Origin of the sequence: Rathayibacter sp. Leaf248, from assembly GCF_920939495.1 — a bacterium.
In the GTDB taxonomy this organism is placed as follows: Bacteria; Actinomycetota; Actinomycetes; order Actinomycetales; family Microbacteriaceae; genus Rathayibacter; species Rathayibacter caricis.
The window spans coordinates 2384685-2410958 of sequence record NZ_CAKLAV010000001.1; the positions used below are offsets into that span (position 1 = coordinate 2384685).

Genomic DNA, 26274 nt, shown 5'->3' on the forward strand with positions numbered 1-26274 from the left:
CTGCTGCGGGGTGTCTCGACGGTCCGAGGACGTCTCGTGAGGGGCGGGTCTCGATACGCCGCTGCGCGGCTACTCGACCAGCAAGGGGGTCCTTGCTGATCGAGTAGGCCGCGCAGCGGCCGTCTCGACATCCCTCCTACTTCTTGCGGCGAGGGCCCTTCTCGACGGTGCGGATGCCGGTCGTGCCCGTCACCTGGTTCACGCCGGTGGTGTCGATGTCGGTCGGGCGCTCGCCCGGGCGGTAGGCGGTGTCGACCGCCGACTGCACCGACTCGTCGACGACCGTCGCCGCGGCGATCGCCCGCTCCATCCGGCTCTGGCGCGAGCGGAGGTAGAGGCCGAGCGCGATGATGACGATCAGCGCGAGGTACGCGAAGGCCGCGAACGGACGGGTGACCAGCGCGGTCAGGTCGCCCTGCGAGAGCTGCAGCGCCCGGCGCAGCTGCGCCTCCGCCATCGGACCGAGGATCAGCCCGATCACCAGCGGCGCCACCGGGTAGCCGAAGCGGCGGAGGAAGTAGCCCACCACTCCGACGACCAGCAGGATCACGATGTCGACCGTCGAGAAGTTGACGGCGTACGCGCCCAGCACCGCGAAGGTCAGGATGCCCGCGTAGAGGTACGGGCGCGGGATCTGCAGCAGCTTCACCCACATGCCCACCAGCGGCAGGTTCAGCACCAGCAGCATCACGTTGCCGATGTAGAGGCTCGCGATCAGCGCCCAGACGAGTCCCGGCTGGTTGGTGAACAGCTGCGGTCCGGGCTGGATGCCGTAGCTCTGGAACGCCGAGAGGATGATCGCGGCGGTCGCGGTCGTCGGCAGGCCCAGGGTCAGCAGCGGCACGAGCACGCCCGCCGCCGCCGCGTTGTTCGCCGACTCCGGACCGGCCACGCCCTCGATCGCCCCACGGCCGAACTCGTGCTTGTGCTTCGAGAGCTTGCGCTCGGTCGCGTACGACAGGAACGTCGCCACATCCGCGCCGCCGGCCGGGATCGTGCCGATCGGGAAGCCGATCGCGGTGCCGCGCAGCCACGGCTTCCACGAGCGCTTCCAGTCGTCGCGGGTCATCCAGCTGCGCCATCCGCGGGTCACGGGGATCACCTGGATGCCGCCGTGCCGCATCCGGGACGCCACGTAGAGCGTCTCGCCGACCGCGAAGAGGCCGACCGCCACGAGCACCACGTCGATGCCGTCGGCGAGCGGCAGCAGTCCGAAGGTGTAGCGCTGCTGGCCCGAGAGGATCTCGGTGCCCACCAGGCCCACGAAGAGGCCCAGCCCCAGCGAGCTGAGTCCGCGCCAGACGGAGGAGCCGAGCAGGGCGCCCACGGTGATGAACGCGATGACCATCAGGGCCACGTAGTCGGCGGGAGCGAGGTTCACGGCCCAGGCCGCGATGGTCGGGGCGAGGAGGGTCAGCAGCACGGTGGCGACGGTGCCGGCGACGAACGAGCCGAGGGCCGCGGTGGCGAGGGCCGCGGCTCCGCGCCCCATCTTCGCCATCTTGTTGCCCTCGAGCGCGGTGACGATCGAGGCCGACTCCCCCGGCGTGTTCAGCAGGATGCTCGTGGTCGAGCCGCCGTACATGCCGCCGTAGTAGATGCCGGCGAAGGTGATCAGCGCCGCGGTGGGGTCGAGCGTGTAGGTCAGCGGCAGCAGCAGCGCCACCGTCATGGCCGGGCCGATGCCGGGCAGCACGCCGACGGCGGTGCCGACCAGCACGCCCAGGAACGCGAAGACCAGGTACTCGGGCTGCGCGGCGATCGCGAAGCCCTCGAGCAGTGCCGAGATGTTGTCCACGTCAGCCTCCGATCGCATCGAGGAGGGGCTGCAGCCAGCCCAGGAGCGGACCCAGCGGCAGCGAGAGCCCGAGCAGACCGCCGAAGACGATCTGCACGACCAGGCCCAGCGCCAGGCCGACGAGGATCGCGACCCACCACTTCTTCGCGCCCAGCGACCAGGCCACTCCGCCGAAGAGCACGGCCGCGGCGAGCGCCCAGCCGATCAGATCGACGAGGACGATGTGCGCGATGACGAAGGCGACGAGCTTGCCCAGGGTGACCCAGTCGGTCTTCGCCGAGGAGTCGATGTCCTCGCCCTCCTCCTGCGGGCCGAGGCGGCCTCGGAGGACGTCGATCAGCACCATGACCGCCGAGAAGGTGAGGATGCCGCTGACCAGGAACGGGAAGACCCGCGGGCCGACCTGCGAGCCGGCGCCGGGAGCGCGGATCGAGAACGCGCCGACGAAGACGAAGATCCCGAGGGCGACGGCGAGCACCGCGAAGATCAGCTCGCCGATCAGGCGGCCCCGGTCGGCGCGGGCCGCATCCGTCCCCGGGGCCACCGGAGGAGCGGAGGTCGACATCAGTCGACCAGCCCGATGTTCTTCAGCGTCGCGCCGACCTCGGTGATGTCGGACTCGAGGAAGTCGCCGAACTCGTCGCCGGTGAGGAACGCGTCGGTCCAGCCGCGGGTCGCGAGCTCCTCGGTCCACGCCTCGGTGCCGTGCAGCTCGGTGACGAGGTCCGTGAGGGCTGCGGTCTCCTCCTCCGTGATGTCGGAGGGGGCCAGCACGCCGCGCCAGTTGGTGAGGGTCACGTCGTAACCGGCCTCGGTCATGGTCTCGACGTCCGGCAGTGACTCGACGGGCTCGGCCGACGAGACGGCGAGGGCGCGCATGGTGCCCGCCTCGATGTGCTCGAGGAACTCGCCCACGCCCGAGATGCCGGCGCCCACGTTGTTGCCGAGGATCAGCGAGACGGCCTCGCCGCCGCCCGAGTTGGGGATGTAGTTGAGCTTCTCGGCGATCTCGTCGCCCGAGAGGCCGGCCGACTCGAGGAGCAGGCCCGCGAGGATGTGGTCGGCGCCGCCCGCGGAGCCGCCGGTGACGGTGACCTCCTGGCCCTTGTCGACGATGTCGTCGGCGAGGTCCTCGAGGGTCTCGTACTCGGAGTCGGCCGGCACGACGATGACGAGAGACTCCTCGGTGAGGCGGGCGATCGGAGTGGTGTCCTCCATCCGCACGTCGGCGGCGTTGGTCTCGACCGCGCCGACCATGACGAGGCCGGTGACCATCAGGGTGTTCGGGTCCTTCTCGTTGGCGAGGGAGGCGAGGCCGACGGTGCCGCCCGCGCCGCCGACGTTGGTGACGGGGGCCGAGCCGACGAGCTCCTCGGCGGTCAGCAGCTGCGACATCGCGCGGCCGGTCTGGTCCCAGCCGCCGCCCGGGTCGGCGGGGACGATGATCTGGAGCGACTCGACGGCGCCGCCGGCGGCCGCGGGCTCCTCGGAGGCGGTCCCTCCGGACGAGCAGGCGGTGAGGGCGAGGGTCGAGGCGGCGAGCACGACGAGGAAGGGCTTGGATCGCATGGTTCTTTCTCTCCTTTGAGAACTCCCGAGTGCGAGATCGGGGTGATGCGCCGCTGCGGCGCGCGAGTCAGAACCTAATGAGAGCGGCGCGGCGGCCGCGGCTTCGGAAACTAAGTACGGGCTTTCGTAACTATTGGTCGGCGACCGGTCGGTCTCGATCCGGTCCCGGAGCGACGCAGCGGCACCCGTGGCGCGACATGATGGGCGGGTGGTTCGGGCAATGTCGCTTCGAGTACAGCTCCTGCTGCTGCAGGCGCTGATCGTCGCTGTCGCCGTCGTCGCGACCGGCCTCGTCGCCGGATCGCTGCAGGAGCGCTCGCTGCGCTCCTCCTACCTCGACCGCATGACCGGGGTCGCGCGCTCGGTCGCGAACCTGCCCGCGATCACCGAGGCCTTCGACGACGAGGACCCCTCGATCGTGATCCAGCCGATCGCCGAGGTGATCCGCGAGGCGTCCGACGTCACCTACGTGGTCGTCACCGACCGCGCGGGCGTGCGGTTCTCGCACCCCGACACCGAGCGGATCGGCGAGCGCGTCTCGACCGATCCCTCCGTGCCTCTCGCCGGGCAGACCTTCGTCGGCACGCAGACCGGCACGCTCGGCGAGTCGTGGCGGGTGAAGGTGCCGGTGTTCGGCTCCGACGGGGAGGTGATCGGCACGGCCTCGGTCGGGATCCTCGAGTCGGCGCTGCGGAAGGACTTCCTCGGCCACCTCAGCTGGCTGCTCTGGGCGATGGCGGGCGCGGCCGTGCTCGGGATCTTCGGCGCCGCCTGGGTCACCGCGATCATCCGCCGCCGCATCTTCCGCCTCGAGCCGGAGGAGATCGCGTCGCTCGTGACGCAGCAGGAGACGATGCTGCACCGGCTCTCGGAGGGCGTGGTGACGGTCGACGCGGCAGGGCGGATCGTGCTGGTCAACGACGCGGCGACGGCGCTGCTGGGCTGGTCGCCGGATCCGGCCCAGCCTCCTCCGCTGGCCCGCGACGTGCTCGAGCCGTCGCTGCTCGAGGTGCTCGAGGCGGGCGAGCGCGAAGGACGGCTGGTCCTCGCGGGCGAGCGGATCCTGATCGCGCGCGGCACCGGCACGCGCCGCGGCGAGCGCACGGTCGGCGCGACCCTCCTGCTCCGCGACCACACCGAGCTGCACCAGCTGATGCAGGACACCGACGGCGCGCAGTCGCTCGCCGCCGGCCTGCGCGCTCAGGCGCACGAGTTCGCGAACACCATGCACGTCGTCTCGGGGCTGCTCGAGCTCGACTGCGTCGACGAGGCGCGCGCGTTCATCGCGCGGCTCGGCAGCGGAGGCCCGCTCGGAGTCGGCGGAGCGATCGCACCCGAGATGCTGATGGAGGATCCGGAGCTCACGGCGCTGCTCATGGTCAAGAGCGCCCACGCACGCGAGCTGCGGATCGACCTCGCCGTCTCCGCGACTCCCGACGCCGAGGCCCTCGCAGGCCGCCTGCCCTCGACCCTGCGCGACGACGTCGTCACCGTGGTCGGCAACCTCGTCGACAACGCGCTCGAGGCCTGCTCGGCCGGGCACCGCGTGCGCGTGCAGTTCTCGATCGACCGCGAGGACCTCGTGATCGAGGTCGACGACGACGGAGCGGGGATCCCGCCGGAGCACCGCGAGCAGGTGTTCGAGGAGGGCGTGTCGTCCAAGGGCGGCCCCGACTCCGGGCAGCGGGTGCACGGGCGCGGCATCGGGCTGGCTCTCGTGCGCCGCGTGGCGCAGCGCAACCGCGGCACCGTCACGGCGGGGGCGTCGGAGTGGGGAGGGGCGCGTCTCACCGCGCGCCTGCACCTGCCGCCGGTCGCGGCCGTCCAGGTGGTGCGGTGACCGGCCCGCTGTCGGTCGTCATCGTCGACGACGACTCCGCCATCGCCGCCCTGCACGAGCGGTTCGTCGCCGCGCACCCCGGGTTCGAGGTGCGGGAGGTGGCGGGCGACGGACCGTCCGCGGTCGCCGCGATCCAGGCGCATCAGCCCGACGTGGTGCTGCTCGACTTCCACCTGCCCGGGTTCTCGGGGCTCGACGTGCTGCGGGCGGTGCGGGCGACCGCCGGGCCGCAGCCGGACTTCATCGCGGTGACGGCGGTGCGCGACGTGGAGAGCGTGCGCGCGGCGCGGGCGGCGGGGGTGCACCACTACCTGGTGAAGCCGTTCAGCGCGACGGCGCTGCGGAACCGGCTGGACGAGGTGGCGCACGACCGCCGGCTGTTCGAGGGGGCGGCGGGGCTGCACCAGGACGAGATCGACGTGCTCTTCACCTCGGGCGCGCGGGCGCAGGCGCTGCCGAAGGGGCTGAGCACCGAGACGCTCGCGTCGGTGCTGGGCGCGCTGCGACCGGATGCGGACGCGTCGGCGACCGAGGTCAGCGTCGCCGTCGGCATCTCGCGGGTGAGCGCGCGGCGGTACCTGGAGCACCTGGTGGCGTCGGGCCGCGCTGCGCGGACGCTGCGCTACTCGACGGGGCGGCCGTCGAGCGTGTACACGCTGGTGGAGTGACGCCCCCCCCTGCTGGTCGAGTAGCCCCGCAGGGGCGTATCGAGACCCACCGACTCCCGGACACGCGGATCTCGATACGCCGCTGCGCGGCTACTCGATCAGCGAGGCCCGCCGCCCCCCACTCCGCTGGTCGAGTAGCGCCGCAGGCGCGTATCGAGACCCACGACCCCCGGACACGCGGATCTCGATACGCCGCTGCGCGGCTACTCGATCAGCGAGTGGGCGCGAACCGGGCGCGGTGCCTCAGCCAGGGCCCGGCTCGCGACCACTCGGCACGCCGGCTCACGCCGAGTCGACCCGGAACGGGGCCTGCGAGGCCGGCAGGCACCGTTCAGTGACCACTCGCGGCCTCCCTGCTGGTCGAGTGGCGCCGCAGGCGCGGCCTCTGCTGGTCGAGTAGCGCCGCAGGCGCGTATCGAGACCCGCCGACTCCCGCAGACGCGGATCTCGATACGCCGTTCCGCGGCTACTCGATCGGCGAGGAGGCCCCGGGCACCGTCGAGCCGCGGACCAGCAGCTCCGTCGGCATGATCGTCACGCGCTCGACCGTCTCGCCGGCGAGCAGGCGCACCAGCACCTCCGCCATCGCCGAGCCGAGCTCGGTCGAGGGCTGGCGCATCGTCGTGATGGGCGGATCCGCGGCCTGCGCGAAGTAGTCGCCGTCGAAGCCCGCGAGGGCGACGTCCCCGGGAACCGACAGTCCGCGGTCGCGCAGCGCGGCGAGTGCGCCCGCCGCCATCTGGTCGTTGGAGGCGAACACCGCGTCGATCGGGCGACCCGAGTCGAGCAGGCGGTGCATCGCCGCGGCTCCGTCGGCCGGCGAGTAGTCGCCGATCTCGACGCGGGAGTCGTCGAGTCCGGCCTCGCGGACCGCGTCGCGCCAGCCGAGCAGGCGGTCGACGGCGGCGGGCATGTCCTGGCGGCTCGCGATCATGGCCGGCTCGCGGCGGCCGAGGCCGAGCAGGTGCTCGGTGATCTCGCGGGCCGACGCGATGTTGTCGACGTCGACGAAGTAGCTGCCCTGCTCCTCGGCGCTGAGCGGCCGACCGCCGAACACCACCGGGAGGCTCGTGCCGAGCCGGGCGTAGGAGTGGTCGCCGCTGTGGTGCGAGACGACGAGCGCCCCGTCGACGTTGCCGCCGAGGAGGTAGCGGCGGGTCTTCTCGGGCGCCGCCTCCGAGGCGATGACGATGTTGAGCGTGTACTCGGTGTCGGCGAGGCGGAGCGCCGCCCCCTGCACCACCGAGGCGAAGAACGGATCCGAGAACACCTTCGCGGTCGACTCCGGCACCACGAGCGCGATGACCTCGGTCTTGCGGCTCGCGAGCGACCGGGCCGCGCGGTTCGGCACGTAGCCGAGCTCCTCGATCGCCTTGCGCACGGCCTGGGCCGCGTCGTCCTTCACCCGGGGCGAGTTGTTGACGACGCGGCTGACCGTGGAGCGCGAGACTCCTGCGAGGGCGGCGACCTCTTCGAGCGTCGGCGCGGCCGAGGCGGTGTCGTGACTCATAACGGGCCTCTCGGATCAGTGATCCGAGGGTAGTGGAGCCGCGACACCGCTCGGCGCCCCTCTATCCCTTGACCGCGCCGCTCATGATGCCCGCGATCAGCTGGCGTCCGGCGAGCACGAAGAGCACGAGCAGCGGCACGATCGACATGACCGCTCCGGTGAGCACGATCGAGTAGTCGATGTAGTAGCCCGACTGCAGCTGCGCGAGCGCCGTCTGCAGCGTGGGGTTCGTGGGGCTGAGCACGATCAGCGGCCAGAGGAAGTCGGTCCACGCCATCATGAAGGTGAAGAGCCCGAGGATCGCCATGGCCGGTCGGGCGGCGGGAACCGCGACCGTGAGGAACGTGCGGAACTGGTTCGCCCCGTCCATCCGGGCCGCCTCGATCAGCTCGTCCGGGATCACGTCGATCAGGTACTGGCGCATGAAGAACACGCCGAACGCGGTGACCAGGGTCGGCACGATGACCGCGCCGAGCTCGCCGGTCCAGCCCAGCTGCCGCATCAGGATGAACAGCGGGATGATGCCCAGCTGCGTCGGGATCGCCATGGTCGCCACGACCGTGATCATCAGCCCGTCGCGGCCGCGGAACTTCAGCTTCGCGAAGGCGTAGCCGGCCAGGGTCGAGAAGGTCACGACCGAGACGGTGATGACTCCCGAGACGATGATGCTGTTCAGCAGCGCCGTCCAGAACGGCAGGGCGTCGAAGACCTTCGCCGCGTTGGCGAGGAAGTTGCCGCCCGGCACGAGCGGCAGCGTCTCGCTGCGCGTGGCGTTGGTGCCGCTCGCGACCACGAACGACCACCACAGCGGGTAGGTCGAGCCGAGGATGAACGCGCTGAGCAGTCCGTAGACGAGGAAGCCGGGACGGTCGACGCGCCCGGCGCCTCCGCGGCGGCGGCGCGGCTCCTTCGCAGGGGCCTCCCCCTCGACGGGGCGGCGGACCGGGAACGCGGCCGTGGGTGCGGGGGCGGTCATCGCTCGCTCGCTTTCTGGCCGAGGCCGGTGGAGGACAGGAGGGGGTCGGTCGCGGCGATCTCGTCGGCGCGGTCGGCCGAGGAGGCGAGCACGGCCGCGGCCTTCTTCTGCGCGCGCTTGCCCAGCACCTGGTTCTCGACCGAGGCGATCCTCCGCGAGACCGCGAAGTTCACCAGCCCGATCAGCACGATCAGGAGGAACAGCAGCCACGCGATCGCGGCCGCCTCGCCGAAGTTCCCGCGGAAGAACGCCATCTCCCACAGGTAGAGCACGGTGGTCTGGAACTGACGGTCGGAGCCGCCGATGCCGCCGGCGTTCGAGACGTCGAACAGGCGCGGCTCGGCGAAGATCTGCAGGCCGCCGATGGTCGCCGTGATGATCACGAAGATCAGGGTCGGGCGGATGTTCGGGATCGTGATCGAGACGAAGCGGCGGAAGGCGCCGGCGCCGTCGATCGCGGCCGACTCGTGCAGATCGCGCGGCACGGCCTGCATGGCGGCCAGGAGGATCAGGGCGTTGTAGCCGGTCCAGCGCCAGTTCACCATCGAGGCGATGGCGACGTGGCTGGCGAGACGGTCGTTCGTCCAGTCGATCTGCGGGACGCCGATCAGGCCGAGCAGGTTGTTGGCGAGACCCTCCTGCTCGCTGAAGACGCTCGAGAAGATGAGTGCCACCGCGACCGGGGACACGATGTAGGGCAGCAGCACGCTCATCCGCCAGAAGGTGCTGGCGCGCAGCGACTGGTCGAGGGCCGCCGCCAGGAGGAGCGCGACGAGCAGCTGGGGGATCGTGGACAGCAGGAAGATGCTGATGGTGTTGACGATCGAGTTCCAGAAGAAGCGGTCGCCGAGCACCGCCGCGAAGTTGCCGAGGCCGACGAAGTCGCCCTGGCCCTGCAGCAGCTCCCAGTCGAAGAGCGACACGACGAGTGTGTAGACGAGGGGGAACGCGCCGGTGATCGCGAAGAGCAGGAAGAACGGCGAGATGTAGAGGTACGGGGAGGCCTTCACGTCGAAGCGGCCGAGCCGCTGGCGGAAGGTCAGGGGGACGCGGGCGGTGGGCCGCTCGCCCCTCGGCGGGGTCGCCGTCGCCGGCGGGGTCAGTGTGCTCGTCATGGCGCGATCGCTTTCCTCGATGGGAGGGCTCGGAGGGAGGGGCTCCCACCCGGCGGAACGGTGCCGCCGGATGGGAGCCCGAGGTGGGAGAGGCGCGTCAGTCGACGAGCTCGCCGAGGAGCTTCAGCGCCTCGGCCCAGGCGGCGTCGCCGTCGAGCTCGCCGCGGTCGACCTTCTGCAGCACGGGGCCGAAGACGTTCTCCTGGATGAGCGAGTCGTCCGGTCCCTTGTACTGGGCGACGACCCCCTCGGCGCGCTTCGCGAGGATCGCACCGGTGGGCGAGCCGTTCAGCGCCGGGTCCGGCTCGGCGGCGGAGGCGAGCTCCTCCTGAGCGGCGAGGGTGCTCGGGAACGGACCGGCCGCCTCGAACGCCTTGATCTGCTGCTCGGGCTCGCTCAGCCACGAGGCGAGAGCGGCGGCCTCGGCGGGGTGCTCCGACTGGGTCGGGACCGAGAGGAACGAGCCGCCCCAGTTGGCCGCACCGCCGGGGAACACGTCGGCGAAGTCCCAGCCGGTGCTGGCGGGGTCGCCGCCTCCGGCCTCCACGCCGCCCTTGAGGGTGCCGAACATCCACGCCGGGCAGACGAAGGTGGCGAAGGTCTCGTCGGTGAACGACTTGCCCTTGTTCCAGTCCCAGGCCTTCTGGCCGGCCGAGAGGCCTGCGGCCGCGGCATCGGTCAGCTGGCCCCAGCGCTCCTCGAGCTCGGGGTTGCCCTCGATGTTGAGCTCGCCGTCGGCGGTGTAGTAGCCCTCGGGCAGCTGGTTGACCATGGCGTTCCAGACGAATCCGGAGTGGTCGAACCAGGCCTTGCCGGTCGCGTCGTTGTACTGCTTGCCGGCGGCGAAGTAGTCGTCCCAGGTCGCGTCCGCGCCGCCGAGCAGCTCGGCCACGGCCTCGCGGTCGGTCGGCAGACCGGCGGCCTCGAAGGCGGCGGTGCTGTAGCAGAGGCCCTCGGGGCCGATGTCGGTGCCGTAGCCGATGACGCGGCCGTCGGGGTCGGTCGCCTGCTCGTACTTCCAGTCGACCCAGTCGGCCTTGCGGTCCTCGATGCCGTGGTCGCGGAGGTCCACGAACTGGTCCGCGACCTCCATGATCTGGCCGAGCCAGCCCTCCTCGATCGCGAGGACGTCGGCGAGGCCGGAGCCCGCTGCGAGCTTGGTGAAGGCGTCGGTGCGGGCGTTGCCGCCGGTGTCGATGTTGTTCGGGACGATGGTGATCCCGGGGTTCGCCTCCTCGTACTCGGCGTAGAGGTCCTCGAACCCCATCGCGTTGAACGTGGTGACGGTCAGTTCGATGTTCCCGCCCTCGGCGGCGTCGGAACCGGACGACGAGCATCCGGTGACGACGAGGGCGAGGGTTGCGGCGCCGGAGATCGCTGCGGCGATCCTGGCGCGTCGTGATGCGAGCACGGTCACTCCTTCGTGAGTTGGTGAGGGCATCCCGTAGAGCGCTCTCACGCGGCTGTGCTGCGTCCGTGAGAGCGCTCTCACGAGGTGTAGGGCGAGTGTACGAACACTTCTGCGGAGAGGTCAAGAGTTTTGAGAGAGCGCTCTCAAAATGAACGGGGACGACGTCGCGGCCAGGTACCGGCGCAGGCGCGCGGTCCTGCTCCGACCCCCTCGGTGGACTTAACACGCACCGCATCGGCCCGACACACGGGCGAAACAGAGCCTTCGTAGGGTTTGTACTGATCAGTTCACTCGTCCCTCCCGAACCGGGAGCGACCCCCCGGAGCGGAGTCCCCCATGCGCGAGACCAGCCCGATCGCGGCGCCGCCCCGCGGTGCCGAGAGCACGTCCGCGGTGTCGATCCGCGGCGTCGAGAAGGTGTTCCCGCTCGGTCGGGGACGCAGCGTGCAGGCCCTGACCGGCATCGACATCGAGGTCGCTCACGGCGAGTTCGTCGCGATCATCGGCCCGTCCGGCTGCGGGAAATCGACGATCCTGCGCCTCGCAGCGGGCCTCGACGTCGCGACCTCCGGCACGGTCGAGGTCTTCGGCGACGACCCGCACCGACTCGCGCGCCAGCACCGCCTCGGAGTCGCGTTCCAGGAGCACGCGCTGCTGCCGTGGGCCAGCGTCCGCGCCAACATCGCGCTCCCGTTCCAGGTCGCCGGGCGCCGGATCGACGACGCTCGCGTCGACGAGCTGATCCGGCTCGTGGGCCTGACCGGCTTCGAGGACGCCCGACCCAAGCAGCTCTCGGGCGGCATGCGTCAGCGCGCCTCCATCGCCAGGGCGCTCGCGCTCGGCCCCGACCTCCTCCTCCTCGACGAGCCCTTCGGCGCTCTCGACGCGGTCACGCGCCGCCGCATGAACGCCGAGCTCGCCCGTATCTGGAGCGAGGAGCGGATCACCACCGTCCTCATCACCCACGACGTGGACGAGGCGCTCATCCTGGCCGACCGCGTGATCGTGATGAGCGGCCGACCGGGGCAGGTGCGCACCGTGCGCGACGTCTCGTTCGCCCGGCCCCGCGACGCGGTGACGACGCGCACTCCCGAGTTCCACGAGCTGGTCGACGAGCTCACGGCTCTGCTCGACGGCGCCGAGACGGTGCCGAGGTGACGCGCGCACGCTCGGCGGCCCTCTCCGCCGTGGCAGGCGCGGTCCTCCTGCTCGTCGTCGCCGAGCTCGTCGGCCGCTCGGGCCTCGCCGGGCGGGCGTGGCCCCCGCTGACCGAGGTGCTGGCCTACGCGGCGACCTCCGCCGGGTCGAGCCTGCTCTGGCGCAACGGAGTCGTGACGATCACGGCCGCGGGGCAGGGGCTCGTCCTCGGAGCGGTCGTCGCGGTCCTCGGCGCCGGTCTCGCGCTGATCGTCCCGGCGCTGCGCCCCGGCTTCGACCGCTTCGCGGCGATCCTGAACGCGTTCCCCACGATCGCCCTCGCGCCCCTGCTGATCACCACCGTCGGCCGCGAGAACACCCCGCTCGTCATCGCCGCGCTGAGCGTCGGCTTCGTGATGTTCGTGACGATGACCTCCGCCTTCTCGACCGGCTCGTCGGCGCACTCCGACGTGCTGACCGTGCTCGGAGCGAGCCGGGCCCAGCGCCTGCGCCGCCTCGAGCTCCCCCGCGCGGTGCCCGCGTTCTTCGACGGGCTCACCATGAGCGCACCCGCCGCCGTGCTCGGAGCGACGATCGGCGAGTGGTTCGGCGCCCCGCGCGGCCTCGGGCTCCTCCTCGTGAGCGCGATGCAGAACTACCAGATGACCCTGCTGTGGTCGGCGGCGCTGGTCGCGACCGTGGTCTCGCTCGCGGCCTACCTCGTCTTCGTGCAGCTGCAGCGCCTGGCCGTCGGGAGGTTCTCGTGATCCGCCCCGCCCTCCGCGGCCTGGTGCACCTCTGGCCGGTCCTGCTCGTCCTCGTCGCCTGGGACCTCTGGGTCGTGCTCAACGGCTACACCGCCACCGTCGCGCCCCGACCGTGGCCCGTGGTGGGCGACGTCGTGCTGGGCTTCGTGGACTACCTCCCGTCGGTCGGCTACACGCTCGGCGTGGCACTGGTCGGCCTCGTCGGCGGAACGGCCATCGGCTTCGCCGCGGCGGTGCTGGTCTGGTCCTCGACCGCGGTGGCGGGCGTCGTCACTCCGGCCGCGCTCATCATCCGCTCGGTGCCGATCACCGCGATGATCCCGATCATCGCCCGGATCGTCGGCTACGGCGACCCGGCGGTGATCACCTCGACGGTGCTGATCTGCTTCTTCCCCGCGTTCGTCTTCACCCTCTCGGGGCTCACCTCGATCCCCTCCGCCGGTCGCGACCTGTTCGCGGTGCTCGGCGCGGGCAAGGTGCAGGTGCTGAGGCGGCTCGGCATCCTGCACGCCCTGCCCCAGCTCATGGTGTCGGTCCGCATCACCGCCCCCACCGCGGTGCTCGGAGCGATGCTCGCCGAGTTCCTGATGGGCGCGCACGGACTGGGCGCTCTCTTCTCGGAGTCGCGCAGCTACATGGACATGGAGCGCTCGTGGGGCGTCGCGCTGGTCGCGACCGTCCTCTCGGTGCTCGTGTTCCTTGCCGCCCGCGGACTCGAGCGCCGCGTCGTCGCCCGCGTGGGCTGACGTCCTCTGCACCTCTGTCCTCTTCCTCCCCTCCCGCCGTCTTCCGAAGGAGTCCCATGTCCCGATCCATCCCGCCCCGCCTGCTCCGCACCGCCGGCATCGGCCTCGTCGCCGCCACCGCGGCCGCCCTCGCGGGCTGCTCGTCGTCCGACGGCTCCGCGGCCGCGGCCGACGACCTCACCACCGTCCGCGTCTCACTCGGCTGGATCACCAACGTCGAGTGGGCGGGCTTCTGGCTCGCCGACGCCAACGGCTACTACGAGGACGAGGGCCTGGACATCGAGTGGATCGGCGGCGGGCCCAACGCGCCGACCACCATGGCCACCGTCGCCGCAGGAGACGCCGACCTCGGCATCCAGCCCGGAGCGCAGGCGTGGCTCGCGAGCTTCGCCGACGGCAACGACTGGACCGCGGTGGGAACCGTCTACCAGGACAGCCCCTCCTCGATCGTCTCGCTGGCCGACGACCCGGTCACCTCGGCCGAGGATCTCGTGGGCAAGACGGTGCTGGGCCAGGAGGGCACGCAGATCGACTACGACGCCGTCTTCCGCGTCGCCGGCCTCGAGCCCGACTACGAGTTCCTCCCGGCGGGCTTCGACATCGCCCCGCTGGTCGAGGGACAGGGCGTCGCCTACACGGCCTACGCCACGAACCAGCCGATCATGCTCGAGGAGCAGTACGACCTCGCTCCCGACGACTACGTCGTGACCCTCTACTCGGACCTCGGTCTGCCCACCTACGGCAACATCATCTACGGCGACTCGGCCTACGTCGAGGACAACGCCGACGTGATGGAGGGCTTCCTCGCGGCGTCGCTCCGAGGCTGGGAGGAGAACGGCGAGGACCCGGCCGTCGGCGCACAGCTCTCGGTCGACGAGTACGGCGCCGACCTCGGACTCGACCTCGTGCAGCAGACGCGCGAGAACGAGCTGCAGCAGCCGCTGGTGGTCGGCACGACGGGCGACCCGCTGCTCTGGATGAGCGAGGCGCGCCTGCGCGACGAGATGTACCCGGGGCTCGAGGCCGCCGGCTACGAGGACCTCCCCGACCCCGCCGAGTACGTCGACATGTCCTACCTCGAGGCCGCCGCGGCGCGGGTCGAGTGACCGCCGTGACCGACACGATGAGCACCCTCGCGACCGGCTCCGCGCCCCTCCGCGACCTCCGCGACCTCCGCGACCTCCGCGACCTCCGCGACCTGCCCAAGGGGCACCTCCACCTGCACATGGAGGCGTCCGTCCGACCCGCCACCCTGGCGTCGATGGCCGCGGCCGTCGGCATCGCGGCACCCGAGACCACGGTCTTCAGCGGATTCACGCAGTTCGACGTCGTCTACCGCACCCTCCTCGCAGTCCTGCAGGAGCCGGAGCACCTGGCGCGGCTGATCGACGAGATCTTCGAGGACCAGGCGGCCGACGGCGTCGTCTACCTCGAGCTCGGCGTCGATCCGTCCTTCTACGTCGAGCGCTACGGCTCGCACGCGGCGGCGCTGGAGGTCATGCTCGAGCACGCGCACCGCTCCTCCGAACGCCACGGAGTCGCCTTCGGCTTCATGGTGACGATCGACCGCACGGGGAGCGTCGAGGACTCCCTCCTGGTCGCACGCGCGGCGGTCGGCGCAGCCGGTCGCGGAGTGGTCTCGCTGGGGCTCGCGAGCGACGAGCGCGGGCACCCCGGAGCGGCCTTCGCCGACGCGTTCGCGCTGGCGCGGGCGGCAGGGCTGCAGTCGACGCCGCACGCGGGCGAGCTGGTGGGACCGGAGTCGATCCGGGAGGCGCTCGACGTGCTCCACGCCGACCGCATCCTGCACGGCGTCCGCGCCGTCGAGGACCCGGCGCTCGTCGCCGAGCTGGCCGAGCGCGGGATCCCGCTGGACGTCTGCCCGACCTCGAACCTGCTGCTCGACGTGGTCGAGTCGCTCGACGCCCATCCACTGCCCGCTCTGCTCGCGGCGGGAGTGCGCTGCTCGATCAACGCCGACGATCCGATCATCTTCGGACCGCAGATCCTCTCGGAGTACGAGCTGTGCCGCTCGACGCTCGGGCTGAGCGACGAGCAGCTCGCGGAGTGCGCCTGGACGTCGATCGAGACGACCGCGGCCCCGGACGCGCTCAAGCAGGAGGCCCGGCGCCGCATCGACGCCTGGCTGGCCTGACCTCGAGGGCCGGCCGCGGTGCAGTCCCCTCGGAGCGCGGAGGCCGTCCACTCGCCCAGTAGGGTCGGACGAGTGGCGGGGCGATCGGAGCGGGACAGACTCCTCGAACTGGTCGTGGACAGGATCCTCGACGAGAGCATGATCCAGATGAGCCTCAGCGGGATCGCCCGCAGCATCGGCTCGAACAACCGCATGCTGCTGTACTACTTCGCCTCCCGCGAGGACCTGCTCGACGAGGCCGCCGTGCGCGCCTTCGACCGGTTCCCCCTGCTGCGCGACCTGTTCGTGCACCTCGCCGGCCCCGGCAGCCTCGAGACCCGGCTGCTGCGCGCGTGGCACGACCTCTCGCTCCCGGAGCACCTGCCCTATCTGCGGCTCTACTTCCAGCAGCTGGGCACAGCCGTGCACGAGGGGCACGCCTGGGCGCCGTTCCTGGCCCGTTCGGCGACGCAGTGGCTCGAGTCGCTCGGCGCGCAGCTGCTGGCCGACGGCTTCGGGCCCGAGCGGAGCCGCACCGCGGCGATCGAGATCCTGTCGCTCTGGCGGGGCCTGCAGATCCTGCTCCTGACGGGTGCTCCCGCGGCCGAGCTCGATGCGAGCTACGCGCTGCGGGTGCGCTCGCTCGTCGCCGAGCTCGACGCGGGACGCTGATCCGCGGCCGTCCCGCGCCCCTGGACGCAGACCGTTCCCCGACTGTGACGTGCCGGAAACATCGCTCGCCTACCGTTGAACTGATCGGTTCACTCGAACCGGCGACGACGACGCGAGGAGACGCGATGACAGAGCGCTGGAAGATCGGGATGTTCCAGTCCGCGATGCTGATGGGCTCGTGGCGCCTGCCCGAGAACACGTCCACCCGGTTCCTCGAGCTCGACCACTGGATCCGGATGGCGAAGCGCTGCGAGGAGGCGGGGGTCGACTTCCTGTTCATGGCCGACGACTACGGCTACCCGGTCGTGAACGACTCGGTCCCGGACGCCGCGATCCGCAACGGGATCCAGGTGCCCAAGGCCGATCCGTCGATGATCCTGCCCGCCCTCGCCGCGGTCACCGAACGGCTCGGCCTGGTGACCACGCAGTCGACCTCGGTCGAGAAGCCCCCCATGGTGGCGCGCAAGCTCGCGACCCTCGACCACATGACCCAGGGGCGCATCGGCTGGAACATCGTCACCGGCGCCGGCCAGAACGCCTCGGCCCGGCTCTTCGGCGCTCCGATGATCGAGCACGACCTGCGCTACGAGATCGCGGCCGATCACGTCGAGCTCACCCTCAAGCTCTGGGAGTGCTGCTGGGACGACGACGCGATCGTCGTCGACCGCGAGGGCGGCGTCTACGCCGACCCGTCGAAGGTGCGCGAGATCGAGCACGACGGGCCCCACTTCCGCAGCAAGGGCCTGCTGAACGTGCCGCCGGGGCCGCAGCGGACCCCGATGCTCTTCCAGGCCGGGGCCTCCGGACCGGGCCGCGATCTCGCGGCGAAGTACGCCGAGGGCGTGTTCCTGGCGGCCGAGATCGCCAAGATGGCCGAGCAGATCACCGACATCCGCCGCCGAGCGGAGTCGTTCGGCCGGGACCCTGCGAGCATCGCGTGCCTGCAGGCCGGCACCTTCATCGTCGCCCCGACCAGCGCGCAGGCGCAGGAGCTGCGCGAGAGGCAGGTCGCGAGCCGGACCCTCGACGAGGCCGCGGCCTCCTACGCCTTCTACACCGGCGTCGACCTCTCGGTCATGGACCCCGACAAGCCGATCGACCCGTCGACCGTGTCGCAGACCGGCCGAACCAACCTCGAGCGCTTCCTGGGCCCCGGTGCGCCCACGGTCCGCGAGGTGCTCGAGGAGTTCCAGGCCAACTCCGTGATGGGCGCCCCCTTCATCGGCGACCCCGCCGAGGTGGTCGACCAGGCCGAGGCGGCGCTGGCGGCGACCGGAGGTGACGGCTTCCTCGTCCAGCCCGGTCCCTTCGGCGACTTCGACAGCTTCCTCGACCTCGTCATGCCCGAGCTGCGCGCCCGCGGCCACGTCGTCGACGTCCCGGCCGGGCTGACCCTGCGCGGACGCCTCCGCGCGGACGGCCGGGCCCGACTCGCGCCGGACCACCCCGGAGCCCGCCTGAGGGCCGCCGCGGCCGTCTGACCGCCCGCCGTCGCCTCCGTTCCCGCACCCGTCCCCCCGGAAGGACCCTCCCGTGCCGCTCACGACCTACTCGCCCGATCCGGCGCTGCTCCAACAGGCCTTCTCGCACTTCCCGTCGGGAGTGGCGGCGTTCGCCGCGCAGGTCGACGGGCGGCTGGAGGGGATGGTCGCCTCGTCCTTCAGCGTCGGAGTCTCGATGGACCCGCCGCTGGTGATGTTCGCCATCCAGAACTCGTCGACCACCTGGCCCGTGCTGCGGGCGGCCGATCGCCTCGGCGTCTCGGTGATGGGCGCGGGGCACGACGCCGCGGTCCGACAGCTCGCCTCGCGCGACAAGGCCGGGCGCTTCGCGGGCCTCGCGATCGAGAGGAGCGAGTCGGGCGCCGTGTTCGTGCACGACTCGCCGCTCTGGCTGGAGTGCTCGATCTTCGGCGAGATCCCGGCCGGCGACCACCACGTCGTGCTGCTCGAGGTCACCGCGCTGCACAACGACGAGACGATCGAGCCCCTGGTGTTCCACGCGTCGGCCTTCCGGCACCTGCGCTCCGTCGCCTGACGCGCGATCCGTCACGGACGGCCGCCGCTCGTCGATCCGAGCGGCCGTTCGTGACGGATCGACGGGGCCACCCGGCCGTTCGTGACGGATCGACGCACTCGCGCCCGCCGATCCGTCGCGAACGGCGCGGCGTCAGCCGATCAGCACCGCGAAGCCCTCGGCGGGAACCGGCACCGTGACCGCGCCGGCCGCGGTCTGCTCGCTCACGAGCACGCCGTCGGCCGAGTACACGCGCAGCGTGCCCGAGCCCTCGAGCGTCGCCGAGCGGGTCGTCGTGGTCGAGTTGCGCACCAGCTCGGTGCGCCCGCCGTCGCCCTCGAGCACGAGGCGCGAGACGACAGGTCGAACGAGCAGCGCGTCGAGCGCCGTCTCGCCCGTCACTCCGCGCACCTCGACGGTCGTAGCGTCCGCCGGCACCGTGCGCCGCAGCTTCTGCGGCAGCAGCGCGCCCGACGCCTCGGTGATCCCGCGTGCGCCGACCGTGCTCTTCAGCAGGTCCAGCGGGCGCTTCCCGGTGGTCCACACGCTGAGCGGAGTCGTCGCCGTCCCCTTCCCGACGCGCTGGATCACCGGCTCGATCACGCGCTCCTGCGTCGAGGAGCCGATGCCGATCGTCGCCGAGCGGCGCCAGTTCGTCAGCGACAGGTACGAGCCGCTCCACGACGACTCGCCGGTCCAGCTCGACTCCGGAGTGACGACCGTGCCGCCCTGCGCCGTCTCGGCCTCGACGACCTCGAGGCCCTCGCGGCTCACCTGGGTCGCGACGGACCGCGCGCGGTCGGCCAGCTCGGGCCGGTCGTCGAGCGCGATCATCGCGAGCAGCCCGTGGATCGTGCTCTCGGCCCCGCTGTTGCGGTTGACGCTGCCGTCGGCCTGCACGCCGTCGAACGTGATTCCCGTCGCCGGGTCGTAGACGGCCGCACCACTGCGGTTGAGGCCGAAGAACCACGCGCCCTGCACACCGGCGAGGTCCGTGAAGGCGCTCGACCCGGTCGCGTCGGCGAGGGCGAGCGAGTTCTGCAGCCGTGAATCCGCTCCGTAGGCGATCTGCACCGTCTCGGTCGGGCTCGGGTAGCGGCCGTTGTCGGGACCGCCCGAGGTCAGCAGCTCGGGCGCGAAGCGGGAGCCGTCGACGACGGCCGGCTCGAGGAGCGAGGCGTCACCGAGCGCGACGGAGGACTCGGCGAGCGCCGCGGGCATCTGCGACGCCCAGGAGTGCCAGAGCGAGCGCGACTTCGCCCACGGCAGGATCGCGCCGTACGGCCACGATGTGGTGTCCCCCTCCGTCGTCGTGCGCGCGAGCGCCGCCACGCCCTCGGCGAGCTTCACGGTGCTGGCGCGCACGGCGGAGTCGTCGGGTACGGCCTCGACGTACGCCGAGAGGCCCAGCAGCGCCTCGGCGGTCGCGTCGGCCCCGTCGACGATCAGCCAGGCGGGCACTCGGACGCCGTCGGCCGTCGCGTACTGGCCGTAGCGCGTCAGCACCTCGCGGTCGACCGCGGAGACACCGAGGCGGAGGCGCTCCTGCAGGAACGCGGCGAAGTCGGGGTCGTCGTCCTCGAACGCCGCATACCCCTCGCCGAGGGCCCAGAGCGTGCGGGCGAGCCAGTAGCTGTCCTCGGAGTCGCTCGGGTCCGGCAGCTCGATCGGCTCGGCGCTGGGGTTCAGCTCGCCGTCGGGCTGCATCCAGAGCACCACGTTGCCGGCGTCGTCGCCGTCGGTGGTCTGGAAGTAGGCGAGGGCGCGCAGGGTCTCGTAGGCGTTCTCGCGGCTGGCCGTCGATCCGGTCTGCTGCCAGTGGCGGAGGTAGGCGACCGCGGCGCGCGAGATGTCGTCGGTGTTGTAGGCGCCCTGCCCCCAGTCGCCGGTCGCGGCGTCGAGCGGACCGCCGCCGACGCGCTCGAACGTGCCGCCGTCGCGGGCGTCCGCGTAGGTCCACGGCATCACCAGCTCGGGCTCCTCCGCGAGGCGGTAGGTGGTGTGGCCGGGCTCCGGAGTCGGAGTGGCGGTGTCGAGGAGGAAGTCGAGGTGCGCGGTGTTCGCGAGGGGGTCCGCCGCGTGCGCGGGGGCCGCGCCGAGGGTGAGACCCCCGGCGACGAGGGCGGTGGCGGCCAGGGCGGCCGCCGTGCGTGTTCTGGCGTTCGTCATTGAACTCTCCGATGGGTGGGGGTGGGTGGTGCTTCTGGTCGTGGGGGATCTCGATACGCCCGCTCCGCGGGCTACTCGATCAGCAAGGGACGAGGAGGGGCGGCTGCCGCCGGCGAAGCAGGGGTGGTCGCGATTGCGTGCTGGTCGAGCAGCCCCGCAGGGGCGTATCGAGACCCACCACCGCCCGGAGACGGGGATCTCGATACGCCCGCTCCGCGGGCTACTCGATCAGCAAGAGGGGCGCAGCGGGCTCACCCGTCCGTCCGCACGAGCCGGGCCGCGCCGATCTTCGAGTCGGCCATGCCGTAGAAGACGAAGTGCTGCCCGTCGATCTCCTCGATCGCCGTCGGGAAGACGACGTTCGGCACGATGCCCGAGCGCTCCTCCTCCGTCTCGGGGGCCAGCAGCGGCTCGGCGGTGCGCGCGATCACGCGCGACGGGTCGTCGCCGTCGAGGAGGATCGCTCCGGCCGCGTAGTTGACCTTCTGCTGCTGCGCGAACGCGTTGTCGATCACTCCGGTGACCCCGTGGTGGATCAGGAGCCAGCCCTCGGGCACCCGGAGCGGCGCCGGGCCGCCTCCGATCTTGAGCTCCTCGAAGGGGAACTCTGGCCCCGCGAGGAACCGGTGCCGCGTCCACCGCGTGAGGTTCGCCAGGTCGCGGTCCACGTCGGCGACCGGCACGTAGCTGATCCAGATGCTCTGCCGCGGATCCTCGACGCCGGCGGGCAGGCGCACGCCCTCCCCCGGCTTCGTCTCGCCGAGGTCCCACATGGGCCGGTGCAGCACCGCGAACGCGCGCGTGCCGTCGGGCGCCGTCACGATCTCGGGGAAGAACACGGTGTCCTTGTTGTGGAACAGCCCCAGGTCGATGTCGAGCGCGTCGTCGTAGGCGAAGGTCACCGGGCCGAGCCGGCGCCACTCGTGCAGGTCCTCCGACACGGCGAGCGCCGTCCGCGGGCCGAGCGGCCCGTACGCCACGTACGTCATCACGTGGAGCCCGAGCGCCTCGACGAACGTGACGCGCGGATCCTCCACTCCGGAGTTCGCCGCGCCCCGCTCGAACCCGCGGTCGGGTGCCAGCACGACGCCCTCGCGCTCGACGCCGACGGGCACGCCGTCCTCGACGAGCACCCGGGCGAGGCCCACGCGCGAGACGTTGCCGGTCGCGACCATCCGCGGCAGCAGGTACAGCTCGCCGTCCGGGCCGCGTCCGCTGCCCGGGTTCAGCACGCCCTCGGCTTCGAGGTCGTCGCCCGGCAGGGGCTCCATCACGATGCCGACGCGCTCGAGTCGGTAGGGGACGGTGGTGAGGGTGGGAGTCATGGTCATCCTTTCACTCCGGATCCGAGATCGGTCGAGACGAAGTAGCGCTGGAACACGATGAACAGCACGACGACAGGGGCGGCGAGCACGACGGCGCCCGCCAGGATCGCCCCGAACGGGTTGTCGGTCGACGACGCGACGTTCGAGATGTAGTTGGCCAGGGACACGGCGAGCGGCTGCAGCGACGCGTCCTTGGTGATGAGGAAGGGCCAGAGGAACTCGTTCCAGGGGCCGATGAAGGTGAGGAGCACCGCCGTGACGAGCGCGGGCCGCACCAGCGGGAGGGCGACGTTCCAGAGCAGCTTCAGCTCGCCGGCGCCGTCGATCCGGGCCGCCTCGAACAGCTCCTTGGGGAGCTGCAGGAAGTACTGCCGGAAGATGATCACCGCCGTGGAGTTGATCGCGAACGGCAGGATCATGCCCACGTGGCTGTCGGCGAGTCCGTAGTCGCGGGCGATCAGCACGTAGAGCGGGATCTGCAGCAGCTGGAACGGGATGACCTGCACGAGCAGCGCGAGCGCGAAGACGGCGTTGCGGCCGCGCCACTGCAGCATCGCGAGCGCGTAGCCGGCCAGCACCCCGAGCACCACGGTGCACAGCAGCACGCCGCCCGTGAAGATCCCGGAGTTGACCAGGCCGGTGAGCAGGCTGATCCGCTCGTTCACGTTGACGTAGTTGTCGAGCGTGAGGTTCGCCGGATCGGGGACCGCCCCGGCGAGGGTCGGGTCGGGGTCGGTCTGCAGCGAGCCGACGACCATGTAGTAGAAGGGGAACAGGAAGACGATCGCGCCGAGCCCCAGGACCACGCCGCGCAGGACGACCGCCGAGCGGCTCATCCCCACGGGGCGTCGGCGCGTTCTGATCGGAGTGACGGCGGGCACGGCCGGGGCCGCTCCTCCCGCGCTGACCTGCGCGCTCATGAGTTCCTCTCCCCGGCGAACCGGTTCTGCAGGTAGGCGATGATCAGGACGCCGATGACGAGGACGACTCCGATGGCCGACGCCACATCGGGCTGCCCCTGCTGGAGGCCCAGCTGGTACATCAGCAGCACGGGCGAGGCGGAGGCGCCGTTGGGCCCGCCGCCGCCGGTCAGGAGGTACGGCTCGGTGAAGAGGTTCGCTCCGGTGACCGTCGAGACGAGCAGCACGAGCAGGGTCGCGGGCCGCACGCTCGGCACGGTGACCGAGAAGAACTGGCGGATGCGCCCGGCTCCGTCGGTCGACGCCGACTCGTAGAGCTCCTTCGGCACGTTCTGCAGCGCCGCCAGGTACAGCAGGATGTAGAACCCGAGCTGCTTCCACGTGACGAAGATCGCGATGACCGGCATGGCGAGGTTCTCGTTGATCAGCCACGACGGATCCGGCGCCAGCGGGCCGAGCAGGCTGTTGACCAGCCCGTTCCCGTTGAACAGGAACAGCCACACCGCGACGATCGCGACGCTCGCCGTCACGTAGGGCACGTAGAACGACACCCGGAGGAACGTGCGCAGGTGCACGACCTTGTCCAGCGCCGAGGCGAGCAGCAGCGCCAGGATCACCGTGAGCGGCACGTTGATGATCAGGAAGATCCCGATGTTGCCGAACGAGCGGATGACCTGCGGATTGGAGAACGCGGTGACGAAGTTCTCGAGCCCCACGAACGGCCGGTCGACCTGCACACCGGGAGCGGCGAAGAAGAAGTCGTGGAACGCGATGTACACCGAGTACCCGACCGGGAACGCGAACACCGCCAGCACGAAGACCAGGTACGGGCCGCCGAACAGCAGCCCGAGCGGCTGGGGTCCGAGCACGCGGCGGAGCAGGCTCCGCTTCGCGGCCGGACCCGGGGCCCCGGCGCCCGTGGACGCCGGAGCCTTCGGGGTGAGCGTGGTCACGGCCGGCTCACTGCTGGCCGGCGAGCCCGGTGACGGTCTCGGCCGCTCCGTCGAGCGCCGACTCCACGTCGCCCTCCCCGAAGATCACGGTCTTGCCCCACGCGTCGCGGATCGCCTGCAGCATCTGCACGGTGTTCGGTCCCGACGGCACCTCGATGGTGCGGCTCGCCTGATCGCCGAAGCGCTGGTAGGCGGGGTTCGCCTCGAAGTAGTCGGCGTAGGTGGTCTGCAGGTCGGTGCGCAGCGGCATCTGGCCGGTGGTCTCGAGCAGCGAGCGGTCCTGCTCCTCGCTGGTCGCGAACTTCAGCACCTCCCACGCGGTGCCCTTGTTCTCGCAGGCGGAGTAGAGGCCGACGTTCTTCGCGTCGCTGAACGTCCACGTGTCCTCGGCCGCGGTGCCGTCGGGGGTGGGCACCGAGACGGAGCCCCAGTTCAGGTCCTCGTAGACCGAGACGGCCCACGGGCCCACGATCGACATGGCGGCCTGACCGTCGGCGAACGCGTCGCCCTGGTACTGCTCGCGGCCGGCGAGGCCCTGGTCGTAGAGGCTCTTCCAGAACTCGGCGACCGCGTAGCCGTCCTCGCTCGCGAAGGTGGCCTCGCCGTCCTCGACCAGGCCCGTCCCTCCGGTGGCCGCGGCGTACAGCGGCATGAAGTCGAACTGGGTCTGGAAGAACTCGCTGGTGGGCGCGGGCTGGATCGCGGCGGGCGCGGCTCCGGACTCGACGAGCGTCTTCGACGTCGCGACGAACTCCTCGTAGGTCGCCAGCGAGGGGTTCTCGGGGTCGAGTCCGGCCTGCGCGAAGAGGTCCTTGTTGTAGAAGATGACGACCGGGTTGCTCTTCCACGGCATCTGGAAGTAGTCGCCGTCGGCGTTCTGGTACTGCTCGGCGAGGTCGCCGCTGCGGGTCTCGATGTAGTCGTCGCCGTCCTCGAACTCCGACAGGTCGACGAGGCCGCCCTGTCGCTCGAACTGGCCGACCGCGCTGGGGGCCGTGTTGAAGACGAGGCACGGCGCGTTGCCGGCGGTGATCGCGGCTCCGATGACCTCCTCGCTGCTCTTGCCGGCGGGGATCTCCTGGCCGGTGATCTCCTGGTCCGGGTTGTCCGCGTTCCAGGCCTCGACCATCGCCTCTCCCCAGGCGACCTCCTGCTCGTTGTTCGAGTACCAGATCGTGATCGGGCCGGTCGCGGTGAGGTCGGTGGACGCTCCTCCACCTCCTCCACTGCAGGCGGTGAGGCCGATCGTCGCCAGTGAGGCGATGCCGATCCCGGTGAGCCATCGTCTCGTCGTCGAGCTGCTCATGGTGTTCTCCTTGTCCTGTGCTCGGCGCGCGCGGCGGTGCGCGCGCCTCTCAGTGGGTCGGCCGCGGCGGAGCGGTCGAGTGGCGCACGACGAGCCCGGCGGGCTCGAGGTCGACGTCGGGGGCGCTCCCTGTCTCGATGAGATCCAGGAGCGTGCGGGCCGCCGCCTCCCCCCAGCGCGCGGGGCGCGTGCGGGCGGAGGTCAGCGACGGGTAGACGTGGGCGGCGATCTCGGAGTCGTCGAATCCGGTGATCGAGAGGTCGTCGGGCAGCCGGAGCCCGCGGGTGTGCGCGACACCGAGGCCGGCGATGGCCATCGGGTCGTTCGCGCAGACGACCGCGGTGGGCGGTTCGGCGAGGTCGAGCAGCTGCTCCATCGCCCGGGCGCCCTGGCCCGCGCTGAAGTCGGTGGCCACGACGGGGCCCGGCTCGAGGCCGGCGGCGGCGCAGGAGCGGAGGAACGCGGTGCGGCGCCGCTGCGAGTGCAGCAGGTGGTCGGGTCCGGCGACGTGGGCGATGCGCTCGTGGCCGAGGGCGGCGAGGTGGGCGACCGCGTCGGCGATGCCGGCCGCATCGTCCATCACGACAGCCGGGGACGCCGACCCGTCGTAGCGGCCGAGGGTGACGGCGGGCAGGCCGAGCTCGGCGAGCAGCGCGGACCGGGAGTCGCCCTCGCGCAGGTCGGTGAGGAAGACGCCGTCGACGCGGCGGTCGGCCGCGAGGGTGCGGTAGACCGCCTCCTCCGCGGGGCCCGGCTCGACGACGCTCAGCACGAGCACCCGGCCGTTCTCGGCGAGCACGCGCTCGACGCCCGAGATGAAGGAGGGGAAGAACGGATCCGCGGCGATCACCTCGGGGTCGCGCGCGACGACGAGGCCGACGGCGAACGAGACGCTGGTCGAGAGGGAGCGGGCGGTGACGCTGGGCCGGTAGCCCAGCTCGGAGGCGACCTGCAGGATCCGCTCGCGCGTCCCGACCGAGACGCCCGGCCGATCGTTCAGCGCGAACGAGACGAGCGCCTTGCTGACCCCGGCTTCGCGGGCGACGTCGAGGATCGTGGGCCTGCTCGCCATCGTGCGCCTCCTCGTCGAGTCTGAACCGGTTTACTGAACCGGTTCAGAGCACCGTAGCAGGAGCGCGGGGCGGGCGGAAGGCCCCGGCGAGCGGCGGTGCGCTGCGGAACATCAGCTGAGCGGGGGGTCTGTCGGCTGTCAGCGGTCAGGGGTGCCTCACGGCTGACGTT

Annotated in this window: 23 protein-coding genes; 10 read left to right on the forward strand and 13 right to left on the reverse strand. The window is 71.5% G+C overall.

The genetic code is table 11. The features are described 5' to 3' along the window. Positions 1-136 precede the first annotated feature (136 nt). From LRG51_RS11385 to LRG51_RS11395, 3 genes are read right to left on the reverse strand one after another with little or no spacing between them, the layout of a single operon-like run. Positions 137-1798, reverse strand: coding sequence for a tripartite tricarboxylate transporter permease (locus LRG51_RS11385; RefSeq protein WP_230672814.1), 1662 nt, complete (start codon positions 1796-1798; stop codon positions 137-139). 1 nt (position 1799) lies between these two features. Continuing rightward, a complete protein-coding gene (locus tag LRG51_RS11390) occupies positions 1800-2363 on the reverse strand; it encodes a tripartite tricarboxylate transporter TctB family protein (RefSeq protein ID WP_082480876.1) in 564 nt (187 codons plus the stop codon). Further along, positions 2363-3367, reverse strand: a complete 1005-nt coding sequence (locus LRG51_RS11395; RefSeq protein WP_230672815.1) for a Bug family tripartite tricarboxylate transporter substrate binding protein — start codon at positions 3365-3367, stop codon at positions 2363-2365. The genes LRG51_RS11390 and LRG51_RS11395 overlap by 1 nt, the downstream gene beginning before the upstream one ends. Positions 3368-3587: 220 nt before the next feature. On the opposite strand from LRG51_RS11395, the gene LRG51_RS11400 reads away from it, so the two are divergent. Both LRG51_RS11400 and LRG51_RS11405 read left to right on the forward strand, forming a co-directional pair. Continuing rightward, positions 3588-5207, forward strand: coding sequence for an ATP-binding protein (locus LRG51_RS11400; RefSeq protein WP_055784733.1), 1620 nt, complete (start codon positions 3588-3590; stop codon positions 5205-5207). Further along, positions 5204-5875: a response regulator gene (locus tag LRG51_RS11405; RefSeq protein WP_200919763.1), complete on the forward strand. Its 672-nt coding sequence runs from the start codon at positions 5204-5206 to the stop codon at positions 5873-5875. The genes LRG51_RS11400 and LRG51_RS11405 overlap by 4 nt, the downstream gene beginning before the upstream one ends. 466 nt (positions 5876-6341) lie before the next feature. Here LRG51_RS11405 and LRG51_RS11410 read toward each other — a convergent pair whose 3' ends face one another. The 4 genes from LRG51_RS11410 to LRG51_RS11425 all read right to left on the reverse strand — a co-directional run bounded on the left by LRG51_RS11410 (position 6342) and on the right by LRG51_RS11425 (position 10917). Then, positions 6342-7385, reverse strand: a complete 1044-nt coding sequence (locus LRG51_RS11410; RefSeq protein ID WP_230672816.1) for a LacI family DNA-binding transcriptional regulator — start codon at positions 7383-7385, stop codon at positions 6342-6344. A 61-nt stretch (positions 7386-7446) separates the two neighbouring features. After that, a complete protein-coding gene (locus LRG51_RS11415; protein WP_230672817.1) occupies positions 7447-8361 on the reverse strand; it encodes a carbohydrate ABC transporter permease in 915 nt (304 codons plus the stop codon). Next, positions 8358-9476 (reverse strand): carbohydrate ABC transporter permease, encoded by a 1119-nt coding sequence (locus LRG51_RS11420; protein WP_055784723.1) that lies wholly within the window; start codon positions 9474-9476, stop codon positions 8358-8360. The genes LRG51_RS11415 and LRG51_RS11420 overlap by 4 nt, the downstream gene beginning before the upstream one ends. A 97-nt stretch (positions 9477-9573) precedes the next feature. Further along, positions 9574-10917, reverse strand: coding sequence for an ABC transporter substrate-binding protein (locus LRG51_RS11425; protein ID WP_442966658.1), 1344 nt, complete (start codon positions 10915-10917; stop codon positions 9574-9576). A gap of 306 nt (positions 10918-11223) precedes the next feature. On the opposite strand from LRG51_RS11425, the gene LRG51_RS11430 reads away from it, so the two are divergent. From LRG51_RS11430 to LRG51_RS11465, 8 genes are all read left to right on the forward strand, one after another. Further along, entirely contained in the window at positions 11224-12045 is an 822-nt protein-coding gene (locus LRG51_RS11430) for an ABC transporter ATP-binding protein (protein ID WP_055784715.1), read from the forward strand. Continuing rightward, entirely contained in the window at positions 12042-12791 is a 750-nt protein-coding gene (locus LRG51_RS11435; RefSeq protein ID WP_230672819.1) for an ABC transporter permease, read from the forward strand. The genes LRG51_RS11430 and LRG51_RS11435 overlap by 4 nt, the downstream gene beginning before the upstream one ends. Beyond that, positions 12788-13537: an ABC transporter permease gene (locus LRG51_RS11440; protein ID WP_230672820.1), complete on the forward strand. Its 750-nt coding sequence runs from the start codon at positions 12788-12790 to the stop codon at positions 13535-13537. The genes LRG51_RS11435 and LRG51_RS11440 overlap by 4 nt, the downstream gene beginning before the upstream one ends. 56 nt (positions 13538-13593) lie before the next feature. Then, positions 13594-14643, forward strand: a complete 1050-nt coding sequence (locus tag LRG51_RS11445; protein ID WP_230672821.1) for an ABC transporter substrate-binding protein — start codon at positions 13594-13596, stop codon at positions 14641-14643. Positions 14644-14648: 5 nt separating this feature from the next. Beyond that, entirely contained in the window at positions 14649-15692 is a 1044-nt protein-coding gene (gene add, locus LRG51_RS11450; RefSeq protein ID WP_230672822.1) for an adenosine deaminase, read from the forward strand. A 114-nt stretch (positions 15693-15806) separates the two neighbouring features. Continuing rightward, a complete protein-coding gene (locus LRG51_RS11455) occupies positions 15807-16343 on the forward strand; it encodes a hypothetical protein (protein WP_230672823.1) in 537 nt (178 codons plus the stop codon). Positions 16344-16468: 125 nt separating this feature from the next. After that, positions 16469-17824, forward strand: a complete 1356-nt coding sequence (locus LRG51_RS11460; protein ID WP_230672824.1) for an NtaA/DmoA family FMN-dependent monooxygenase — start codon at positions 16469-16471, stop codon at positions 17822-17824. 52 nt (positions 17825-17876) lie between these two features. Beyond that, positions 17877-18380 carry a flavin reductase family protein gene (locus LRG51_RS11465; RefSeq protein ID WP_230672825.1) on the forward strand — a complete coding sequence of 168 codons (504 nt, stop codon included), beginning with the start codon at positions 17877-17879 and terminating at the stop codon, positions 18378-18380. A 132-nt stretch (positions 18381-18512) separates the two neighbouring features. Here LRG51_RS11465 and LRG51_RS11470 read toward each other — a convergent pair whose 3' ends face one another. The 6 genes from LRG51_RS11470 to LRG51_RS11495 form a co-directional block, all read right to left on the reverse strand. Further along, complete coding sequence (locus LRG51_RS11470; protein ID WP_230672826.1) at positions 18513-20528, reverse strand: hypothetical protein; 2016 nt, start codon at positions 20526-20528, stop codon at positions 18513-18515. A 251-nt stretch (positions 20529-20779) separates the two neighbouring features. Further along, positions 20780-21853 (reverse strand): glycoside hydrolase family 130 protein, encoded by a 1074-nt coding sequence (locus LRG51_RS11475; protein ID WP_230672827.1) that lies wholly within the window; start codon positions 21851-21853, stop codon positions 20780-20782. A 2-nt stretch (positions 21854-21855) separates the two neighbouring features. Beyond that, entirely contained in the window at positions 21856-22689 is an 834-nt protein-coding gene (locus tag LRG51_RS11480; RefSeq protein WP_055788634.1) for a carbohydrate ABC transporter permease, read from the reverse strand. A gap of 80 nt (positions 22690-22769) precedes the next feature. Next, a complete protein-coding gene (locus LRG51_RS11485; protein WP_055784684.1) occupies positions 22770-23726 on the reverse strand; it encodes a carbohydrate ABC transporter permease in 957 nt (318 codons plus the stop codon). A gap of 7 nt (positions 23727-23733) precedes the next feature. Next, the gene (locus LRG51_RS11490) at positions 23734-25032 is read right to left on the reverse strand and encodes an extracellular solute-binding protein (protein WP_230672828.1); all 1299 of its coding nucleotides are present in this window, start codon (positions 25030-25032) and stop codon (positions 23734-23736) included. Between the two features lie 49 nt (positions 25033-25081). After that, positions 25082-26104: a LacI family DNA-binding transcriptional regulator gene (locus LRG51_RS11495; RefSeq protein ID WP_230672829.1), complete on the reverse strand. Its 1023-nt coding sequence runs from the start codon at positions 26102-26104 to the stop codon at positions 25082-25084. Between the last annotated feature and the right edge of the window lie 170 nt (positions 26105-26274).

Coding starts and splice junctions, on each gene's coding strand:
- LRG51_RS11390 (WP_082480876.1), bottom strand. CDS start 2,363: ATGTCGACCTCCGCTCCTCCGGTGGCCCCGGGGACGGATGCGGCCCGC.
- LRG51_RS11395 (WP_230672815.1), bottom strand. CDS start 3,367: ATGCGATCCAAGCCCTTCCTCGTCGTGCTCGCCGCCTCGACCCTCGCC.
- LRG51_RS11400 (WP_055784733.1), top strand. CDS start 3,588: ATGTCGCTTCGAGTACAGCTCCTGCTGCTGCAGGCGCTGATCGTCGCT.
- LRG51_RS11410 (WP_230672816.1), bottom strand. CDS start 7,385: ATGAGTCACGACACCGCCTCGGCCGCGCCGACGCTCGAAGAGGTCGCC.
- LRG51_RS11415 (WP_230672817.1), bottom strand. CDS start 8,361: ATGACCGCCCCCGCACCCACGGCCGCGTTCCCGGTCCGCCGCCCCGTC.
- LRG51_RS11420 (WP_055784723.1), bottom strand. CDS start 9,476: ATGACGAGCACACTGACCCCGCCGGCGACGGCGACCCCGCCGAGGGGC.
- LRG51_RS11425 (WP_442966658.1), bottom strand. CDS start 10,917: ATGCCCTCACCAACTCACGAAGGAGTGACCGTGCTCGCATCACGACGC.
- LRG51_RS11430 (WP_055784715.1), top strand. CDS start 11,224: ATGCGCGAGACCAGCCCGATCGCGGCGCCGCCCCGCGGTGCCGAGAGC.
- LRG51_RS11445 (WP_230672821.1), top strand. CDS start 13,594: ATGTCCCGATCCATCCCGCCCCGCCTGCTCCGCACCGCCGGCATCGGC.
- LRG51_RS11460 (WP_230672824.1), top strand. CDS start 16,469: ATGACAGAGCGCTGGAAGATCGGGATGTTCCAGTCCGCGATGCTGATG.
- LRG51_RS11470 (WP_230672826.1), bottom strand. CDS start 20,528: ATGACGAACGCCAGAACACGCACGGCGGCCGCCCTGGCCGCCACCGCC.
- LRG51_RS11475 (WP_230672827.1), bottom strand. CDS start 21,853: ATGACTCCCACCCTCACCACCGTCCCCTACCGACTCGAGCGCGTCGGC.
- LRG51_RS11480 (WP_055788634.1), bottom strand. CDS start 22,689: ATGAGCCGCTCGGCGGTCGTCCTGCGCGGCGTGGTCCTGGGGCTCGGC.
- LRG51_RS11490 (WP_230672828.1), bottom strand. CDS start 25,032: ATGAGCAGCTCGACGACGAGACGATGGCTCACCGGGATCGGCATCGCC.
- LRG51_RS11495 (WP_230672829.1), bottom strand. CDS start 26,104: ATGGCGAGCAGGCCCACGATCCTCGACGTCGCCCGCGAAGCCGGGGTC.